Here is a 17,789-nt window from a genome sequence, read left to right on the forward strand (position 1 = left end):
GTCACGATTTCCATCTCGACGGTGTCAATATAGGGCAGCTGGACACCACGGCTGTCGATCCGGTGGTAATAAGGGTTGCGCACAAACTGGTGGCGGATCTTCTTGCCGGGTGAAGCGTTGATCCACGGCTGAAGCGTCGGTAGTTCGTGATTATCGAACTTGTACATATTGTCGTACTTGTTGTGCAGGGCTGCCCAGCTTTTCACGCGGATTACGCCGACCCTGAGGTTCTGGAGGAGGAAGTCGACTATGCCCGCGTGAAAAGCTGGGCAGCCCTGCACAACAAGTACGACAATATGTACATTTCACGCGGATTACGCCGACCCTGAGGTTCTGGAGGAGGAAGTCGACTATGCCCGCGTGAAAAGCTGGGCAGCCCTGCACAACAAGTACGACAATATGTACAAGTTCGATAATCACGAACTACCGACGCTTCAGCCGTGGATCAACGCTTCACCCGGCAAGAAGATCCGCCACCAGTTTGTGCGCAACCCTTATTACCACCGGATCGACAGCCGTGGTGTCCAGCTGCCCTATATTGACACCGTCGAGATGGAAATCGTGACCGCAGGGCTGGTGGCTGCCAAATCAAATGCAGGGGAAGCCGACTTGCAGGCCCGCGGGCTGGACTTCCGAGACATCCCAATTCTGCGCAAGGGGGAAAAGGACAACTCCGGCTACAAGACCTATCTTTGGGGCAATGGCGCGGCCTCGCAGATCGCCATCTACCCGAACTTGAACACTCAGGACCCGGTGTGGCGGGACATCCTGCGCGATGTGCGGGTGCGGCGCGCGTTATCGCTCGCTATCAACCGCCGCGCCATCAACCGGACGCTTTATTTTAACCTCGCTAAACCCGGTGCCATGACAGTACTGGAGCAAAGCGAGTTATTCGACCCCGCGCTCAGAGATGCTTGGGCACAGTTTGACCCGGAACAGGCCAACCGGTTGCTTGACGAAGCCGGGCTGACGGAAAAGGACGGCTACGGCATCCGTTATCTGCCTGACGGCCGCCTGATGGAACTGATTGTGGAAACCGCCGGTGAACGGCAGGAAGTGGAAAACGCGCTGCAAATCATCGCCGATGACTGGCGCGATGTCGGGGTCAAATTGATTATGCGGCCACTGGACCGGGATATTCTTAGGAACCGTGTCTTTTCTGGGAGTTCGATGGCCTCCGCCTGGTTCGGCTGGGACAACGGCCTGCCCCAGTCCTATACCTCTCCGGTATACTTGGCCCCGACTGATCAGGTCTTTCTGTCCTGGCCGAAATGGGGGCAATACTATCAAACCGGCGGCAGCGCGGGCGAGCCACCGGACATGGCGCCTGCCCAGCAGCTGCTCTCTCTTTTGCAGGACTGGAACATGGCTGCTACTAAGGCCGAACGCATAGCCGCGTGGCGTGCCATGCTTCAAATCCACGCGGAGCAGGTTTACGCCATTGGCGTGGTTGCCGCTGCGCCGCAGCCCGTGGTCGTCAGCAAGCGGCTGCGCAATGTTCCTGAACAAGCAATCTGGGCCTGGGATCCCGGCGCGCATTTCGGCATCTACCGGCCGGATGAATTCTTTTTCGAGGATGGCCTGGACTGATGGAGATACTGCGATACGCCATCTACCGCTTTGGCACCATGCTGATGACACTTCTGGTAGTGTCGGTGCTGATCTTTGCCATTATCAACCTGCCCCCCGGAGACTACCTGTCGAACCAGATCGCCGAACTGCAGGCAACCGGACAGTCCGCAGGTGTCGCCAAAGCGGAATTCCTGCGCAAAGAATATGCGCTCGATAAGCCATTGTGGCAGCAGTACATGATCTGGATGGGCTTCATGCCGGGCCCGCACGGGTTTTCCGGTATGGTCCAAGGCAATTTCGGCTGGTCGTTCGAGTTTGACAGCCCCGTGGCTGACATCGTCGGTGACAGCTTGTGGCTGACTGTGCTGGTGAACCTGGCTGCTGTGATCTTTGTCTATGCCGTCGCCTTGCCCCTGGGTGTGCTGGCCGCTGCCCGCGCCCGCAGCTGGGTCGATTACACCACCGCCTTCGTCGGCTACCTCGGCCTTGCCACTCCAAACTTCCTGTTGGCGCTGATCCTTTTCTACTACGGCCACCGATGGTTTGACCTGCCGATCGGCGGGCTGATGGCACCTGAATTTGAGGGGGCGCCAATGAACTGGGACAAGGTGAAATCCATTCTGGTTCATCTGATTGTACCGACTTTCGTGATAGGCACCGCCGGCGCCTCGGCCATGATGCAGCGGCTGCGCGCCAACATGCTGGACGAACTGGGCAAACCTTATGTTGAGACCGCCATCGCCAAGGGTATGGCCCCCTCTCGCATGTTGACGAAGTACCCGCTGCGGGTGGCCTTCAATCCCTTTGTGGCCGACATCGGCAACCTGCTGCCCTCGATGATTTCCGGCTCAGTCTTGGTATCGGTGGTTCTGGGTCTGCAGACCATCGGCCCGACCCTTCTGACAGCTCTCAAGACCCAGGACATGTTTCTCTCGGGGTTCGTGCTAATGTTTGTTGCCTTGCTCACCCTGATCGGCACCATGATCTCGGATGTACTGCTGGTGCTTCTTGACCCCAGAATCCGCTATGAGGGGCGTGACGCATGACCAATCTGCCCGACGGACGATATGTCGACGACGAACCGTTTGATCCGCAAGCCTCGCTTCTGGAGCTAGAGCGCAAGGACCTGGACGCCCCGAACTGGCTCCTGGTCTGGCGCAAGTTCAAAACACACAGGCTGGGCCTCATCTCGGGTATTTTTCTGCTGATAGCCTACGGGCTGATCCCATTCGCCGGTTTTATTGCCCCTTACGGCCCGAACCAGCGGTTTTCCGAACAGCTCTACTCGCCGCCCCAGTCGATCAAACTGTTTCACGAGGACGAGTTTGTCGGCCCCTTCGTTTATCCGATGACCTCGGAGGCGAATCTGGAAACATTCCAGTGGGAGTTCAAACCGGACACCTCACGACCGCTCAAGCTCAAGTTCTTTTGCGAAGGCAGCACCTACTACCTCGCCGGCTTTATTGAAAGCAACAGGCACCTCTTCTGCGCCAGCGAGGAGGCCACGATCTTCATCCTAGGGTCCGACCGCCTGGGCCGTGACATCTTCAGCCGCGTTTCCTATGGCGCGCAGCTGTCCCTGACGGTTGGCTTGATCGGGATCACAGTCTCTTTCGTGCTTGGCATCTTCTTCGGCAGTGTCGCGGGCTATTTCGGCGGCCGCGTGGACTGGACGGTGAACCGGGTGATTGAGATCTTGCGCTCACTGCCGGAACTGCCCTTGTGGCTCGCGCTGTCTGCTGCGGTGCCTTCGAACTGGTCTCCAGTAGCGGTGTTTTTCATCATCTCGATCATTCTTGGCATTCTTGACTGGCCCGGGCTGGCCCGCTCCGTGCGCGCCAAGTTCCTGTCCTTGCGGGAAGAGGAATATGTCCGAGCCGCGGAAATGATGGGCGCTTCCTCCGGGCGGGTGATCCGTAAGCATTTGCTGCCGAACTTCATGTCGCACCTGATCGCATCCGCCACGCTCTCGATCCCAGCAATGATCCTCGGGGAAACTGCGTTGTCATTTCTCGGCCTTGGGCTACGCGCACCTGCAGTCAGCTGGGGTGTAATGCTGAATGACGCGCAGAACCTCACATCTGTTGAAATTTATCCCTGGCTCGCCATTCCGATGCTGCCGATTGTAGTCGTCGTGCTTGCCTTCAACTTCCTTGGCGACGGGCTACGCGACAGCCTGGACCCTTACCAGCAATGAGCCTCGTCGCCAGTCTGCCCGCCGCGGGTGAATACCGCGTGACCGGCCGCGGCCATTGGCGCAGCGCCTTCGCAGTCACCGAACTGGCCAATGCATCAATTGGCGCTGTAGGCCTGGAACTGGCAAAGCTGATCGAAACGCTGAACCTGGCCCCTGCCGCGCCAGAAGTTACTGTGGATCAGCGCCTTGCCTCACTCTGGTTCATGTACAGCTTCCGGCCGGTGGGCTGGGAGCTCCCGAACCTGTGGGATGACATAGCAGGCGTGTATGAAACGCGTGACGGCTGGATCCGCTTGCACACCAACCTGCCGCATCACCGCAAGGCCGCGCTGCAAGTGCTCGGCTGCCCAGGCAAGAGAAAGGTTGTGGCTGATGCGGTCAGGCACTGGCCGGCCGACAGGCTGGAAAGCGAAACCGTGGCGGCTGGCGGTGTGGCTGCCGCCATGCGCAGCCGGGCAGCCTGGGCGGCGCACCCTCAGGGCCGTTCGGTGGCATCAGAGCAGCTGATCCAATGGTCAGATCCCGCTCCGCTCCGGCTGCAGGATAGGCCGGAAGCAACGGCAGAACGCCCGCTGGCGGGACTGCGGGTGCTGGATCTGACCCGGGTTCTAGCCGGACCGGTCTCGACCCGGACGCTTGCCGGCTTCGGCGCCGATGTGCTGCGCATCGACCCGCCTGGCTGGGACGAGCCCGGTGTGATTACCGACATCTCTCTGGGCAAAAACATGGCCGCACTCGACCTGACAAATGGCGGCGACAGGCAGGTTTTTGAGACCTTGCTCGCTCAGGCCGATGTACTGGTGCACGGCTACCGGCCCGGCGCCTTGGACGGGCTTGGGTATGACGCGGAGAGCCGACGGAAGCTTGCGCCAAACACCGTCGAGGTGGCGCTGAACGCCTATGGCTGGACAGGCCCTTGGGCCAAGCGGCGCGGATTCGATAGTTTGGTTCAAATGAGCGCGGGCATTGCCGATACGGGCCGGAACTGGGCCGGGTCAAGAAAACCGCACCCTCTGCCGGTGCAGGCGCTGGATCATGCAACCGGATACCTGATGGCCGCCGCCGTCCTTTCGGCACTCACGTCAGCAGCGCGAGGTGAGGCGGTGCCACAGGCCCGCCTCTCGCTCGCGCGCACAGCTGAACTGCTTGCCGGAATGGAAAAATCGGCTGAGGGGTCTGACATAACCGGGCCAGAGGACGCCGACTATTCACCGAACATTGAGACAAGCGGCTGGGGACCCGGCAACCGGCTTGCAGCACCGCTCCGCCTGAGCGGCACGGCTATGCACTGGGAATTGCCCGCCACCCGTTGCGGCAGCGCCGCTGCCGCCTGGCCTGATTAACCGGCTGCACGCGAGCCGCCCCTGTCCCAGGCAATCTGCACCCACAAAAAAATCTGGAAAGTAGCGCCCACCAGCTTCCCGCCATCTTGCCCGTCCAGCAACCTACAGAACCGCGCCGCGCGACAGCGCGGCGCCAGGCCCAACCCCAAGCTGAACGCGTCGGCGGTCAAGCGCGAGGGCGGGAGGGCGCCCGCTGCCAAGCCCGCTCAGCGGTCGTCGCCGCCTGGTCCGCCCATGTCTTCCAGCATGTCTTCGTCAATGGCTGCCTGCACAGCTCCCAATGCGGCCTCCTTCTGTTTCGGTGTTACCTCTTCCTCCTGGTCCGCGGCCAGGCGCACCGTGACCTCGCGGTGGGCGAATTTTACACCCTCGCGCGCGAACAGCTCGCGGATTTCCTGATAAACCCGCTTGCGGACGATCCACTGGTCGCCCGGCTTGGTCATGAATTTCACCCGGATGATCATTGCCGAGTCCTGCATCTCGATCACCCCTTGCGACTTCAGCGGCTGGATGAAGGTATGTCCGACAACCGGATCATCCATCAGCTTTTGACCCAGCTTCTTGATCAGCTTCCTGACCTTCTCCACGTCGGTGTCATAGGTCACCCGCAACGGCAGTTTCATCATCACCCAGTCGCGGGAATAATTGGTCAGCACCTTGATCTCTCCAAAAGGAATGGTGTGCAGCGCGCCTAGGTGATGGCGCAACTGGAAGGAGCGGACGGAGATCTTTTCGACAGTGCCCTTCACGTCCCCGATATCGATGTACTCGCCTTTCCGGAAGGCATCATCAATCAGAAAGAATGCGCCCGAGAAAATATCCCGCACCAGCGTCTGCGAGCCAAAGCCCACGGCTAGGCCAACCACACCGGCACCAGCAAAGAGCGGGCTGACGTTGATGCCCAGCTCCAGCAGCAGGATCAGGACAATCGACACCAGCACCACCGCAAGGATCGCGCCGCGGAACAGCGGCAGCAGGGTCGCCAGCCGGCTGGCCCCGCCGGCCCCGCCTTCATCTCCCAGCTCGGCCTCCGGAACATCGCCCACTTCCTCGTCGATTTTGCTGTCGATCCAGATCCGGAACAAGTGATAGACGATATAGCCGATGAACAGGATGACAGTCACATCCACAACCCGTTCAGCAGCGGTAGTCTTGAGCCAGCTGGCGTCCGGGTTCCAAACAATTACCAGCGAATAAGCCCCGACAACAAAGGCGAGGATGCCTGCAACTCTGCGAGCCAGGTCTTCGTATGTGCCGATCGGGTGCTTTATCTTCGGGAGAGCGGCTTCCTCCCCCGCCTCTTCATCTGCCTCCAAAGCAGTGCTATCCGGCTGAGCTGTTTCAGTGTCAGCACCGGCCGCGCCCGCTTCCGGTGCCGCATCTTGCGCGCCCGACGGCGCTTCTGCCGCGGCTTGAAAAGCAAGGCTGCGGCGGAAATACCGTTCGATCACATAATTTATCGCCCCATAGACCACCAGGATCGTGGTCAGAACGAAGTAGCTGCCCGCCATCAGCGGGATCGACACCTCGTGCTCAAGCACCAGATCAAAGGCCAGCTTGAGCCAGCCGAATACCATGTAGACCATCAGCACCGGCGCCCAGGCGACTGCCAGGAAGCGCACCAGCCACGAACAGTCTTCGGGCGGGCGACCAGCACGGATGGCATTGGAAATCGCCCGGCCGTTCACCAGTACCATCAGCAGATTCCCAACCGTCCCGACCAGCGCCAGAACGCCGTAGACCAGTGCATAGACGTTGTAGTTAAGACCGAAATCCCCGACCCAGGTTGCAAACAGCGTCGAGGAAATGTCGTAAGTCGCCAGCAAGGACGCCCAGATATACAGCCGCTTGGCATCCCGGTCGGAAAACACAGGGATACGGTACTGAGCCAGAAAAGGTGACAGCACCATCCGCCATAGGTCCGACACAGTGCGGGCCAGGAAATAGGCTGTATAGATCGCCGTAACGGTAAACTCGATGGACGGATCGCCCGACGCACCAAAAATCAGATACGAAGTCAGCGCCGCAAAAATCATTGCAAAAATTGTGGCACCAATCCCCATGAGAAAACGAAACACCAGAAACGGCATTTTCTCCTGATACCCTTCAGGAGTTTCCTGGATCCGTGAGACAACAAACTTTTTGGCAAACCGCTTGCCGTAAATCTCCACCGACAGCCAACGTCCGATCAGAAGGAACAGCACACTCCAGCCCAGAACCTCCACATAAGTCATAATGCGCCCGTCAGGGCTGGTCTGGCGCAGGATGTATTGCATTTCAAAGACTGAATAAGGCAGTGCTTCCAGCCGGCTGTTCAGTTCTGCCCGGAACGCAGCCACTCTGGACTGCGCCTTCATCAGAGCTGAGGGTTGTTCCATCGCTCCCGGCGCGGAATGATCTGCCGACGGCCCGCCTTCAGGCGGCGCATTCAGCAACCGTCCGCTACTGTCAACAACCAGCACATTGACACCGCTTTCGGCCGCTTGCTCAATCGCTCGCGACAATGCCTCTGCGCTCCCGGCGTCACTTTCTTGCGCGCTGGTGTGAGCTGTCAGCCCGCCCCCCAGCAGCAGACAGAGCAGAAACCGAAGGAAGAAATGCTGCATGACCGGCTATCCTCATGGAAACTTGTGTCAAATTAACCACCTGCCGGAGCGTTGCGCAAATGGCGCGCGCGCAAATTCCCGTGCGCCTTGCAACAATGCCGCATGATTGCATGCACTCAGGCTCCGGGCTATACAAATTCAGATATCTGCTCATCGGGCAGAGCACCACGCTGCCGCGGTCCCGGCCGGCTTTCCGCCAGGACCTCAAGCTGCTAGAGCAAATACTGACCGCGCCCCTGCCGCAAATGGACATTGGACGCGCAAACTGAGGCAAAAGATGGCCGAGCATGTAAGCACGCGCCCGGAGACGACCGGCAGCAAAGGCTGGCGTGCCTCTTCGGCAGCCGCGGCATGCCCGTTGACAGAAGCAGCCCAGCAATCCTTTCAGGTAGTCAAATGACGGACACGGGCCTCACCCAACCCTATTCGCACACCGGCAAGCGCGGTCCCCGGATCATGTTCTACAGCCATGACACTTTCGGGCTAGGTCATCTGCGGCGCTCAAGGGCGCTGGCAGGTGCTATCACGTCAGCAAACCCGGACGCTTCGGCGCTGATCCTTACGGGGTCCCCGGTAGCAGGAAGGTTTTCATTCCCGACCCGTGTCGACCATGTGCGCCTGCCCGGTGTGATCAAGCGTTCCGACGGTTCCTACGCGTCACGCACCATGGGCATGAGCATCGAGGAAACCGCCGAGTTGCGCGCGGCCCTGATCCGCTCCACCGTCGAGCAATACGATCCCGATGTGCTGGTCGCCGACAAGGAGCCCACCGGATTTCGCGGCGAGCTGATGCCAGCACTAGATTTGCTGAAAACGCGCGGGCGCTGCAAGATGATTCTGGGCCTGCGGGATGTGCTGGATGAGCCGGAGGTGCTCGCAGCCGAATGGGAACGCAAGCACGCGGTCGAAGCCACCCGTGATTTCTACGACGAGATCTGGGTTTATGGCCCCCGGTCTGTATACGACCCGACTGCCGGATTGCCCTTCACTGCTGAGATGCAAGCCCGCATGCATTGGACCGGCTACCTGCGCCGCGATCTTGGTCAAGTCGGAGAACCGCCCGAGCAGCCTTACCTGCTGGTTACGCCCGGTGGTGGTGGCGATGGCGAGATGATGGTGGACCTGGTGCTGTCGGCATATGAAGCCGACCCGGGCCTCTCCCCGCGCGCGGTACTGGTCTATGGCCCCTTTCTGTCTGGCGAAACACGGCAGGATTTTGAGGAGCGGGTTGCCCGGCTGAATGGCCGCGTCACCGCCGTCGGTTTTGAATCTCAGATAGAGACTTTGTTTGCCGGCGCTCAGGGCGTGGTCTGCATGGGTGGCTACAACACGTTCTGCGAGGTTCTGTCTTTTGACAAGCCGGCAGTTATCGTGCCCCGCACCACCCCTCGGCTGGAGCAATGGATACGCGCCAGCCGGGCTGAAGAAATCGGACTGACGACCATGCTGGATGAAATCCGAGATGGCTGGACCGCGTCGGCATTGGCCAAAGCAATCCGTGCCCTGGCAAACCAGCCTCCGCCGTCCGCCGCAGGCTCCGAAGGCCTTCTGGACGGACTCGACTACGTGACCCGGCGTGTTACGTCATTGCTTCAGGACACCCGCAAAGAGGCCGCGGAATGAACATTGCCCGCCCGCCCCTTGCGGTGGTAGTAAAGGGCTGGCCGCGCCTGTCCGAGACCTTCATCGCGCAGGAACTGGTTGCCCTCGAGGCCGCTGGCCATGCTTTTGAGATCTGGTCGTTGCGCCACCCTACGGATATCAAGCGCCATCCATTGCATACACAGCTGAAAGCGCGTGTAAATTACCTGCCTGAGTATCTGTACGAAGAACCGGTTCGGGTCTGGCGCGCCCGCGAAATGGCACAGCAACTACCCGGGTACGGTGAAGCCTACCGCATTTGGCGCGCCGATCTGCGCCGCGACACGACACCCAACCGGATCCGCCGTTTCGGCCAGGCTTGCGTTCTGGCGGCAGAAATGCCGTGTGAGGTTCTGGGCCTCTACGCGCATTTCCTGCACACGCCGTCCTCCGTGGCCCGCTATGCCGCGATCATGCGCGGGCTGCCGTGGAGCTTTTCCGCTCATGCCAAGGACATCTGGACCTCGCCTGAATGGGAAATCCGGGAAAAGCTCTCCGCTAACCATCACGGCGCCGCATTTGGTGCCACTTGCACTGGCTTTGGAGTCAAGCATCTGCAGAAAATGGCGGATACGCCAAAGCGTGTTGATCTGGTCTATCACGGGCTGGATCTGACCCGCTTTCCTGCGCCGCCGGAACGCCGGCCGCGCCAGCCACAAGACCCTGTTCATTTCATATCTGTTGGCCGCTTGGTCGAAAAGAAGGGATTCGACCGTCTTATAGCTGCACTGGCTTTGCTGCCTGCAGGCCTTGACTGGCACTGGAGTCATATCGGCGGCGGCGGGCTGGGTGACCTTCTGCAAGGTATGGCCGAAGATGCAGGCATTGCCGATCGCATCACGTGGCGCGGTGCCTGCGACCAGCCGGAGGTGATCGAGGCGATGCGCTCATCTGACCTGTTCGTACTCCCTAGCAGGGTAGCAACCGATGGCGATCGGGACGGGCTGCCGAACGTGCTGATGGAGGCCGCCTCGCAGTCTCTGCCGATCCTATCGACCCCGGTTTCAGCGATCCCGGAATTCATTAAACATGGGAAACACGGGCTTTTGAGCAAAGACAGTCCGGAGGCGCTGGCAGAGAGTCTGCTCTATGCCGCCCGGCACCCCCAGAAACTGGCAGAAATGGCCCAGGCCGCATTGGTCCGCTTGCGTAGCGATTTTGGGATGGATCCAGGAATTGCCCAGCTTTCGAAACGGCTGAACGCCATGCTAAAGAACGGCTGAACCCCATGCTGCCGGGAGCCGGAAAGCGGGTTGTTTTTTACGCGCCGATGAAACCGCCGAACCATCCTGTTCCCTCTGGCGACCGCGAAATTGCGCGCAATCTGATGGCCCTTTTCGAATCCAGCGGCGCAGAGGTGCAGCTTGCATCGCACCTGCGGATCTATGACAAGCACGGCGATCAGGCCCAGCAGACAGCCTTGCGCGCAGAGGCGGAAGCCGACATCTGCCAGCTGATTGCGCATATGCCGGAAGCGGACATCTGGGTCACGTATCACAACTACTACAAGGCCCCGGACCTGATTGGCCCAGTCGTGGCGCGTGCCCGAGGTGTCCCGTATGTGCAGATCGAATCCACCCGCGCCCGAAAGCGATTGACCGGACCTTGGTCGGGGTTCGCCGAGGCCGCCCATGCGGCCGCAGATGCCGCAGATGCAATATTCTATTTTACTGAACGGGACCGTTTTGCGCTGGATCGTGACCGGTGCGGCAGCCAGATCATTACTTGCCTGCCGCCCTTTCTTCCGCGTGACAGGCTACCAGCGCTCTCGTCCCTAGAAGGACCCATGCTGGCCGCTGGCATGATGCGCACGGGCGACAAGCTGGCCTCATACGGCATCATTGCGGAAACGCTTGCGCATCTGCCCGGGGAATGGCACCTGAACCTCGCGGGCGATGGCCCAGCACGGCCTGCAGTCGAGGCGCTGATGGCCCCCTTTGCGGAAAGAGTCCGCTTCCTTGGGCAACTCTCCCGCGCGGAACTTGCTGCAGCTTATGCAAAGGCCAGCTTGTTTCTGTGGCCAGGCGTCAATGAAGCCTTTGGCATGGTCTATCTGGAGGCGCAGGCCCATGGGGTGCCAGTTGCTGCTCAGGACCGCCCCGGCGTGCGGGATGTGCTGCTGCCCGGGACCTACCCGGTGCCGGAAGCCGGCCCGCACGCACTCGCATCCTATATAACCCGGCTTCTTGCAAACCCTGAGCTGCGAGCAAAAACTGCCCTGAATGCCCGTCGCTACATATCAAACAATCATCTTGCTCCTTCTGCCGCCCGGAATTTTTGGGAAACGGTGCTGCCGCTGATGGAAAACTCCGCATGATCCGCCTCGCTTTATTGCGCCACGGCCATACAGCGTGGAACCGCGCCGGCCGCATCCAAGGCTGTAGCGACATTCCGCTGGATGACGCAGCCCGGGCAGAGTTGGGCAGCTACACCCTGCCAGAGGACTGGCGGCACGCAGAGCTTTGGTCCAGCCCGCTGATGCGCGCGACGGAAACTGCGCAGCTTGTCGCCAGACGGTGCCCGCGTACCGCACCGGAGCTGATCGAAATGAACTGGGGCGATTGGGAAGGGCTTTATGGTCTGGACCTGAAAGCCGACCCGGATAGCGGCTTTTGCGATATAGAAGACTGGGGCTGGAATTACCGTCCGCCCGGAGGGGAGAGCCCGGCGGAAGTCTGGTCCCGTATCGAACCTTGGCTTTACGCGCTGAAACGGGATGCCGTTGCTGTTTGCCATATCGGTATCATGCGGATGATCCTGGCACGAGCGCACGGCTGGGATTTCGACGGCCCCGTCCCATTCCGCATCAAACGGAACCGGCTGTTTGTGGTGGAGGTTGATCGTCAAAACCTTCATCCGTGGCCGGACCCGGTGCGGCTTCCTCGCAAGGGTTCCTCATGAAAGTTCTGATTGCTGTCACACATTTGCTGGGCACCGGCCATTTGTCCCGAGCACTGACACTGGCTCGGGCCTTCATTACCGCAGGCCACAAAGTGCAAGTCGTCTCCGGCGGTTTTCCGGCACCGCAGTTGAACACCGAAGGAGCCGGCTTGATCCAGCTGCCGCCGTTACGTTCGGATGGGGTGAACTTCACCCGCCTCCTGACAAAGGATGGTTCGCTGGCTGACGAGGCATATTTTAGCCATCGCCGGGCAGCCCTTTGCGCCGCACTGCGGGACTTGCAACCTGACGTGTTGATCACTGAACTCTACCCTTTTGGCCGCCGCTCCTTGCGAAAGGAATTCCTGGCGCTGCTGGAAACAGCCCGCACCCTGCCACGGCGTCCGGTGGTCCTATCCTCCATCCGCGACATCCTCGCCCCCCCTTCCAAACCGGAAAAAGCGGAAAAGGCTGACGCGGTCATCGCTCAGCATTATGACGCGGTTCTAGTTCACTCCGATCCCTCAGCAACCCCGCTAAACGCGAGCTGGCCGGTCTCTGGTATGCTGGCAGCCAAACTGCGCTACACCGGTTATGTGGCCCCGGCTGCCGCAGGCCCGCACCCGGATCAGGCAGGCATGGGCGAAGTGCTCGTAAGCGCAGGCGGCGGCAGTGTGGGAACTCCGGTCTATCGCTGCGCCTTAGAGGCCGCCAGGCTGATGCCCGGCACACCATGGAGATTGCTTGTGGGCGGATCAGATGCCGATGAGCGCATTGCGGAATTTGCCAAGGCTAGGTCCCCTGCCCTCCTGGAGCCGGCCCGTCAGGACTTTCGTCTGATGCTTTCCCATGCCACAGCCTCAGTCAGCATGTGCGGCTACAACACAGCGCTGGACCTTTTGCAGGCCGGTACGCCCGCTGTGCTGGTGCCGTTCGACGCTGGAAACGAGACCGAACAAGGCCTGCGCGCGGCCAGCCTCGCGCCGTTAAATGGCATAGAAGTCGTAGAAACTGCCAACCTTTCTCCCGAAACGCTATGCGCTGCGGTCAAGACGGCAATGCAGGCTCCGCCGCGGCTTGCAGGCGGTTTCAGGTTTGACGGAGCGGCCCGGAGTGTGGAGATTGCCGCAGAACTTGCGGGAGGGCGCGGATGACACCGGATTGGAGCGGGCTGGACCGGGAACTGGACAATTGGCAGCAGGCTGGGCTAACGCTGCCACTGTGGTGGCGGGACGATGATGCAATGTCCCAGTCTTCTGAATTGGAACGGCTGGCAGCGCTCTCGGAAGATCTGGATCTGCCGGTCCATTTGGCCGTGATTCCGCAAGGTGCTACAGCTGACTTGGCCCGTTTTGTTTCGGAGCATCCCACTCTCATCCCGGTCGTCCACGGCTGGGCCCACCAGAACCACGCACCGGCAGGAGAAAAGAAAGCCGAATTCGGCACACACCGCCCGCTGGAGGAATTGCTGGACGACGCCGAGCGCGGCCTGGTTGCGCTGCAGAAGATGTTTGGCGGTGTTTTGCGGCCAATGTTTGTTCCGCCGTGGAACCGGATCTCACCGGAAATGCTGACTTGGCTGGCGGGCGCCGGATATACTGCCGTGTCGACTTTCACACCACGCAAAGCCGCCAAACCCGCATCCGGCCTGTTGCGGGTGAACACACATCTCGATCCGATCGACTGGAAAGGAGGCCGCGGTCTGCTGCCAGTCGACCAGTTGACCGCACAGGTGGCACGCCAGCTGCGCGACCGCCGCATGGGTGATGCGGACAATGCGGAACCCTATGGGATCCTCACCCACCACCTGGTGCATGATGACTCAATCTGGACCTTCATCAGCGCACTGGTGAAACGTCTGCTGGATGGCCCGGCGGAGGCCTGGATTTATGATGAAAGGATGTCCTGAATGAGCCGTCTCGATTCCATGCTGCGCCGCCTGACCGCTCAGCGTGACGGTCTGAACTGGGCTGCGGAGCAGATCAGCCAGATGGACGGTGACGTGCTGGACATGGGGCTGGGCAATGGGCGCACTTATGACCACTTGCGCGAGATCCTGGCCACCCGAAGAATCTGGGTTATTGACCGGGTCCTGCAATGTCACCCGTCCTGCGTCCCGCCTGAGAAGGATTTTCTGCAGGGTGAGGCCAAGCCGATGCTCGAGCTGCTTGCCGCGGAAGGCCGCAAGGTCGCCCTCGCCCACTACGACTTCGGCTTTGGCGTTAAAGAAAAAGACGTTGCAGAAGCCGCCGCCCTATCGCCATTTATTGCCCGAGTAATGGTTCCTGGCGGCATCATTGTTGCAGGCCAGCCGCTGACGGGTTTCGAGGAGCTGGACGGCCCCAACGGCATCCCGGCCGGGCGTTATATGTTTTACCGGGCCGGCTGACACCGCGCCAGCTCTCAATGTGCAGGTGCACTCATCGCACTGGGCTTCGAACGTGGCTCAAGCCACCCGCACCCCGCGTGACCACACCCCTCGCAGAGCCGGCGTGCCAGCCTTAATGCCAAACCGAACCAGGTCAGCACGTTTGCCGGTTTCCATCCTGCCCCTGTCCTCCAGGCCGACGGCATCGGCCGGTGCATGGGTTACAGTGCCCAGCCCCCGCGCCATATCCCCCCATTGCTGGCCTAGAAGGACCGCAGCCATAAGCAGCGCTGCTGGCACATAGTCAGACGACAGAATATCGAGCAATTCCAAATCAGCCAAATCATGCGCCGCAACATTGCCGGAATGGGAGCCACCACGGATCAAGTTTGGCGCCCCCATCATCACCTTAATGCCATGCGTCTTGCATGCCTGCGCAGCCTCCACCGTAGTCGGAAACTCAGCCAGACGGATACCATGGCCTGCGGATACGGCCACCTGAGCCGCCGTCGTGTCGTCATGGCTTGCCAGCACAGCGCCGAAGCGCTTGGCTGCCCTTACAGCCTCAGCCTCGTGCAGCGCACCATAGGTCTGCTGCAGCTCAATCAGATGGGCCACATGTGCCTGAAAGGCCGCGTCGTCAAACCCGTGCTTGCCCTTTACATATTGCTCTAGCTTGGAAATGTCGCGGAACTGGCGCTGGCCCGGCGTGTGATCCATCAGAGAGACCAGTCCGACACGGTCAGCTTCTCCAAAAGCATTCAGTTCTTCCACTAAAGTATCAGTGCACACCTCCGCCCGAAGATGGAGAAAGTGTGAGATTTTCAGAGCGTTCGCAGCCCGCAGCTCAAGAAGTTCCGACGCCAGTTGCCGGGCGTATGCGCCATAACGGCTTTCCCGGCGGCTGATCGACCCCACGCGCATGGCATCAAACACCGTGGTGATGCCGGTGCCCGCCAGTTCCGCGTCATGCGCGATGATGGCGCTGGCGTGCGGCCAGTCCACCTTGGGGCGCGGCTGGATATGGCGTTCCAGGTTGTCCGTGTGCAGTTCAACCAGACCGGGGCTGACGTAATCCCCTGCACAGTCCACCGCACCCGCCGGGACTGAAGAGCCGTCAGAAATGTCTGCAATCACACCGCCGGTTAATTTCACACTGCCGGTCCGGATCTCGCCCGGAAGCACCAGTGCAGCATTGGCAAGGACCATCTCTTCTGTCATCTGAACTTCACATCTTTCGAGCTATGGAAGGCCACGTTTAGGAGGCCAATGTGACATTGACGCGATACGCGATCTATTACGCCCCGCCCGCCGATGCGGATTGGAGCCGGTTTGCGGCCAGCTGGCTCGGCTGGGACATGGAGACGGGCACTCGCCTGCCGCATCCGGACATAGCAGGGCTGGACATTGGCGCGATCACGGAAGTGCCGCGAAAATATGGGCTGCACGCGACAATGAAGCCGCCGATGCGCCTGGCCGAAGGTCGCACGCAGGCAGCGCTTGAAGCCGCCTGCAAAACCTTTGCGTCTTCGCACAAGCCAGTTAGGTTTGAGGGCCTTCACTTGGCCCGCCTTGGCCGTTTTCTTGCTTTGCGTCCAACCGGTGACCAATCTGCTTTGAACAGGCTTGCAGCAAATTGCGTGACTGAACTCGACATGTTTCGAGCGCCGCTGTCCTCGGAAGATCTGGACCGCCGCCGCGCCGCGGGCCTGTCGCCGAAGCAGGACGAGAACCTCACCCGCTGGGGCTACCCTTATGTTCTCAGTCAGTTCCGCTTTCACATTACGCTGACAGGAAAACTGCCCAAACCGGATTTGCCCGCCGTGGAGGCCGCACTGAATGAGCGCTTGGTCCCTCTGCTGCCTGCGCCCTTGCTGATCCGCGATCTGGCGCTGGTAGGCGAAGCACCGGATGGCAGCTTTCACCTGATTCAACGCTACGCCCTCTCTGGCTGAATGACCGCCAGCGCAGCGTACACCGCTGCGCTGAGCGCGCCGCTGTTGTCAATTACATGAACTCTGCGCAATCCTGCTGGCAGCGGATATTCCGCGCGGGCAAGACGGCGCCGCACCTCAACCGCGCTCTCCCGCCCGCGGGCTGCGAGCCGCTCAGCCAGCACCTGCGGGTGTGCAGTCACCCAAAACACAATGAATTGGCCGAACTTTTCCTGCGCCTCCAGCAGCACCGCGCGGGACAGGTTCACCAGTACACCGGCCGCTCCCTCACGCAGGTTTTCGATGTCACGGGGGATACCGTAGTGGAGGCCATGCGCCTGCCAATGCAGCGAAAAAATACCGCTTTCGGCCAGGGCGGAGAACTCCGCTTCTGATACGGCCTGATAGTCCTCGCCACCGGCTTCGGGCGCTCGCGTGATCACCCGGCGCACCACGCGCAGTTGAGGGCCTGAGACTGCCAGAGCGGACATGAGACTGTCCTTTCCAACACCTGATGGTCCGACCACTGCAATAACCGGACCTTTTTGGGCCTCCTTGTTCATGCCATGGCCTTCGGTGAAAAGCCCGAAACGTCCACTAACCGGTCGCATACGGTTTCACGTGCGGCTTCATCATGGAAAATGCCGATAATGGCCGCCCCCCGTGCCTTGGCGGTCTCGATCAGTCCCAGAACAGTAGCCCGGTTTTGCGCATCGAGGCTGGCCGTTGGCTCATCCAGCAGCATCGCAGGGTAATCATAAGCAAAGCCTCGGGCAATATTCACCCGCTGCTGTTCACCGCCGGAAAAGGTCGCAGGGCTAAGGCCCCAAAGCCGTTCCGGGATGTTGAGCTGTACCAGCAGCGAGGCCGCCTTGTTGCGAGCCTGCTCCACTGGAGTTCCAACCGCCAGCAAGGGCTCAGCCACGACATCCAAAGCCGGCACCCGCGGGACCACACGCAAGAACTGGCTAACATATCCCAGGGTTTCGCGGCGCAGCGCCAGGATTTCGCGCGGCTCAGCCTTGGCAACATCAACACCGCCGACCATCACCCTGCCAGAGGCAGCCAAATAGTTGCCATAGATTACCCGCATAAGGGTGGACTTTCCGGCACCGGACACACCAGTCAGCCCAACACATTCCCCGGGTTTAACGCTCAGCGTTGCGTTTTGCATCACCGGGATCACCGCGCTGCCCTGGTTGTGCAAGGTAAAGCTCTTGCTCACATTGTTCAGTTCAATCATGATCC

Annotated in this window: 15 protein-coding genes and 2 pseudogenes; 12 read left to right on the top strand and 5 right to left on the bottom strand. The window is 60.5% G+C overall.

What is annotated here, in order from left to right; all coding sequences use genetic code 11:
- Positions 1-209 (bottom strand): annotated as a pseudogene (locus GKC28_RS26460) (ABC transporter substrate-binding protein); the annotation flags it as partial.
- Between the two features lie 94 nt (positions 210-303).
- Here GKC28_RS26460 and GKC28_RS16925 point away from each other — a divergent pair.
- From GKC28_RS16925 to GKC28_RS16940, 4 genes and pseudogenes are all read left to right on the top strand, one after another.
- Positions 304-1,590 (top strand): annotated as a pseudogene (locus GKC28_RS16925) (ABC transporter substrate-binding protein); the annotation flags it as partial.
- The gene (locus tag GKC28_RS16930) at positions 1,590-2,618 is read left to right on the top strand and encodes an ABC transporter permease (RefSeq protein ID WP_174148175.1); all 1,029 of its coding nucleotides are present in this window, start codon (positions 1,590-1,592) and stop codon (positions 2,616-2,618) included. The pseudogene GKC28_RS16925 and the gene GKC28_RS16930, both read left to right, overlap by 1 nt.
- A complete protein-coding gene (locus GKC28_RS16935) occupies positions 2,615-3,769 on the top strand; it encodes an ABC transporter permease (protein ID WP_174148176.1) in 1,155 nt (384 codons plus the stop codon). The genes GKC28_RS16930 and GKC28_RS16935 overlap by 4 nt, the downstream gene beginning before the upstream one ends.
- Entirely contained in the window at positions 3,766-5,112 is a 1,347-nt protein-coding gene (locus tag GKC28_RS16940; RefSeq protein WP_174148177.1) for a CoA transferase, read from the top strand. Before GKC28_RS16935 ends, GKC28_RS16940 begins: the two co-directional genes overlap by 4 nt.
- Positions 5,113-5,318: 206 nt before the next feature.
- Here the strand turns inward: GKC28_RS16940 and GKC28_RS16945 are convergent, their stop codons facing one another.
- Positions 5,319-7,718: a mechanosensitive ion channel family protein gene (locus tag GKC28_RS16945; protein WP_174148178.1), complete on the bottom strand. Its 2,400-nt coding sequence runs from the start codon at positions 7,716-7,718 to the stop codon at positions 5,319-5,321.
- A gap of 396 nt (positions 7,719-8,114) precedes the next feature.
- Between GKC28_RS16945 and GKC28_RS16950 the strand changes: the two genes are divergently transcribed.
- The 7 genes from GKC28_RS16950 to GKC28_RS16980 are packed head-to-tail and all read left to right on the top strand — an operon-like array spanning position 8,115 to position 14,628.
- Positions 8,115-9,341, top strand: coding sequence for a glycosyltransferase family protein (locus tag GKC28_RS16950; protein WP_368041135.1), 1,227 nt, complete (start codon positions 8,115-8,117; stop codon positions 9,339-9,341).
- Complete coding sequence (locus GKC28_RS16955; protein WP_174148179.1) at positions 9,338-10,582, top strand: glycosyltransferase family 4 protein; 1,245 nt, start codon at positions 9,338-9,340, stop codon at positions 10,580-10,582. Before GKC28_RS16950 ends, GKC28_RS16955 begins: the two co-directional genes overlap by 4 nt.
- 5 nt (positions 10,583-10,587) lie before the next feature.
- Positions 10,588-11,676, top strand: a complete 1,089-nt coding sequence (locus GKC28_RS16960; RefSeq protein ID WP_254604287.1) for a glycosyltransferase family 4 protein — start codon at positions 10,588-10,590, stop codon at positions 11,674-11,676.
- Positions 11,673-12,260, top strand: coding sequence for a histidine phosphatase family protein (locus tag GKC28_RS16965; RefSeq protein ID WP_174148181.1), 588 nt, complete (start codon positions 11,673-11,675; stop codon positions 12,258-12,260). The genes GKC28_RS16960 and GKC28_RS16965 overlap by 4 nt, the downstream gene beginning before the upstream one ends.
- Positions 12,257-13,393 (top strand): glycosyltransferase family protein, encoded by a 1,137-nt coding sequence (locus GKC28_RS16970; protein WP_174148182.1) that lies wholly within the window; start codon positions 12,257-12,259, stop codon positions 13,391-13,393. The genes GKC28_RS16965 and GKC28_RS16970 overlap by 4 nt, the downstream gene beginning before the upstream one ends.
- Complete coding sequence (locus GKC28_RS16975; RefSeq protein WP_174148183.1) at positions 13,390-14,148, top strand: polysaccharide deacetylase family protein; 759 nt, start codon at positions 13,390-13,392, stop codon at positions 14,146-14,148. Before GKC28_RS16970 ends, GKC28_RS16975 begins: the two co-directional genes overlap by 4 nt.
- Entirely contained in the window at positions 14,149-14,628 is a 480-nt protein-coding gene (locus GKC28_RS16980; RefSeq protein WP_174148184.1) for a class I SAM-dependent methyltransferase, read from the top strand.
- A 57-nt stretch (positions 14,629-14,685) separates the two neighbouring features.
- Here GKC28_RS16980 and GKC28_RS16985 read toward each other — a convergent pair whose 3' ends face one another.
- Positions 14,686-15,828 carry an alpha-D-ribose 1-methylphosphonate 5-triphosphate diphosphatase gene (locus tag GKC28_RS16985; protein WP_174148185.1) on the bottom strand — a complete coding sequence of 381 codons (1,143 nt, stop codon included), beginning with the start codon at positions 15,826-15,828 and terminating at the stop codon, positions 14,686-14,688.
- A 50-nt stretch (positions 15,829-15,878) separates the two neighbouring features.
- On the opposite strand from GKC28_RS16985, the gene GKC28_RS16990 reads away from it, so the two are divergent.
- Complete coding sequence (locus GKC28_RS16990) at positions 15,879-16,562, top strand: DUF1045 domain-containing protein (RefSeq protein WP_174148186.1); 684 nt, start codon at positions 15,879-15,881, stop codon at positions 16,560-16,562.
- On the opposite strand, the gene phnN is transcribed toward GKC28_RS16990, so the two are convergent.
- Positions 16,544-17,104, bottom strand: coding sequence for a phosphonate metabolism protein/1,5-bisphosphokinase (PRPP-forming) PhnN (gene phnN, locus GKC28_RS16995; RefSeq protein ID WP_174148187.1), 561 nt, complete (start codon positions 17,102-17,104; stop codon positions 16,544-16,546). The genes GKC28_RS16990 and phnN overlap by 19 nt on opposite strands.
- Positions 17,101-17,784, bottom strand: a complete 684-nt coding sequence (gene phnL / locus GKC28_RS17000) for a phosphonate C-P lyase system protein PhnL (protein WP_174148188.1) — start codon at positions 17,782-17,784, stop codon at positions 17,101-17,103. The genes phnN and phnL overlap by 4 nt, the downstream gene beginning before the upstream one ends.
- Positions 17,785-17,789: the final 5 nt, after the last annotated feature.

Origin of the sequence: Leisingera sp. ANG59 (assembly GCF_013317235.1) — a bacterium.
Taxonomy (GTDB): Bacteria; Pseudomonadota; Alphaproteobacteria; order Rhodobacterales; family Rhodobacteraceae; genus Leisingera.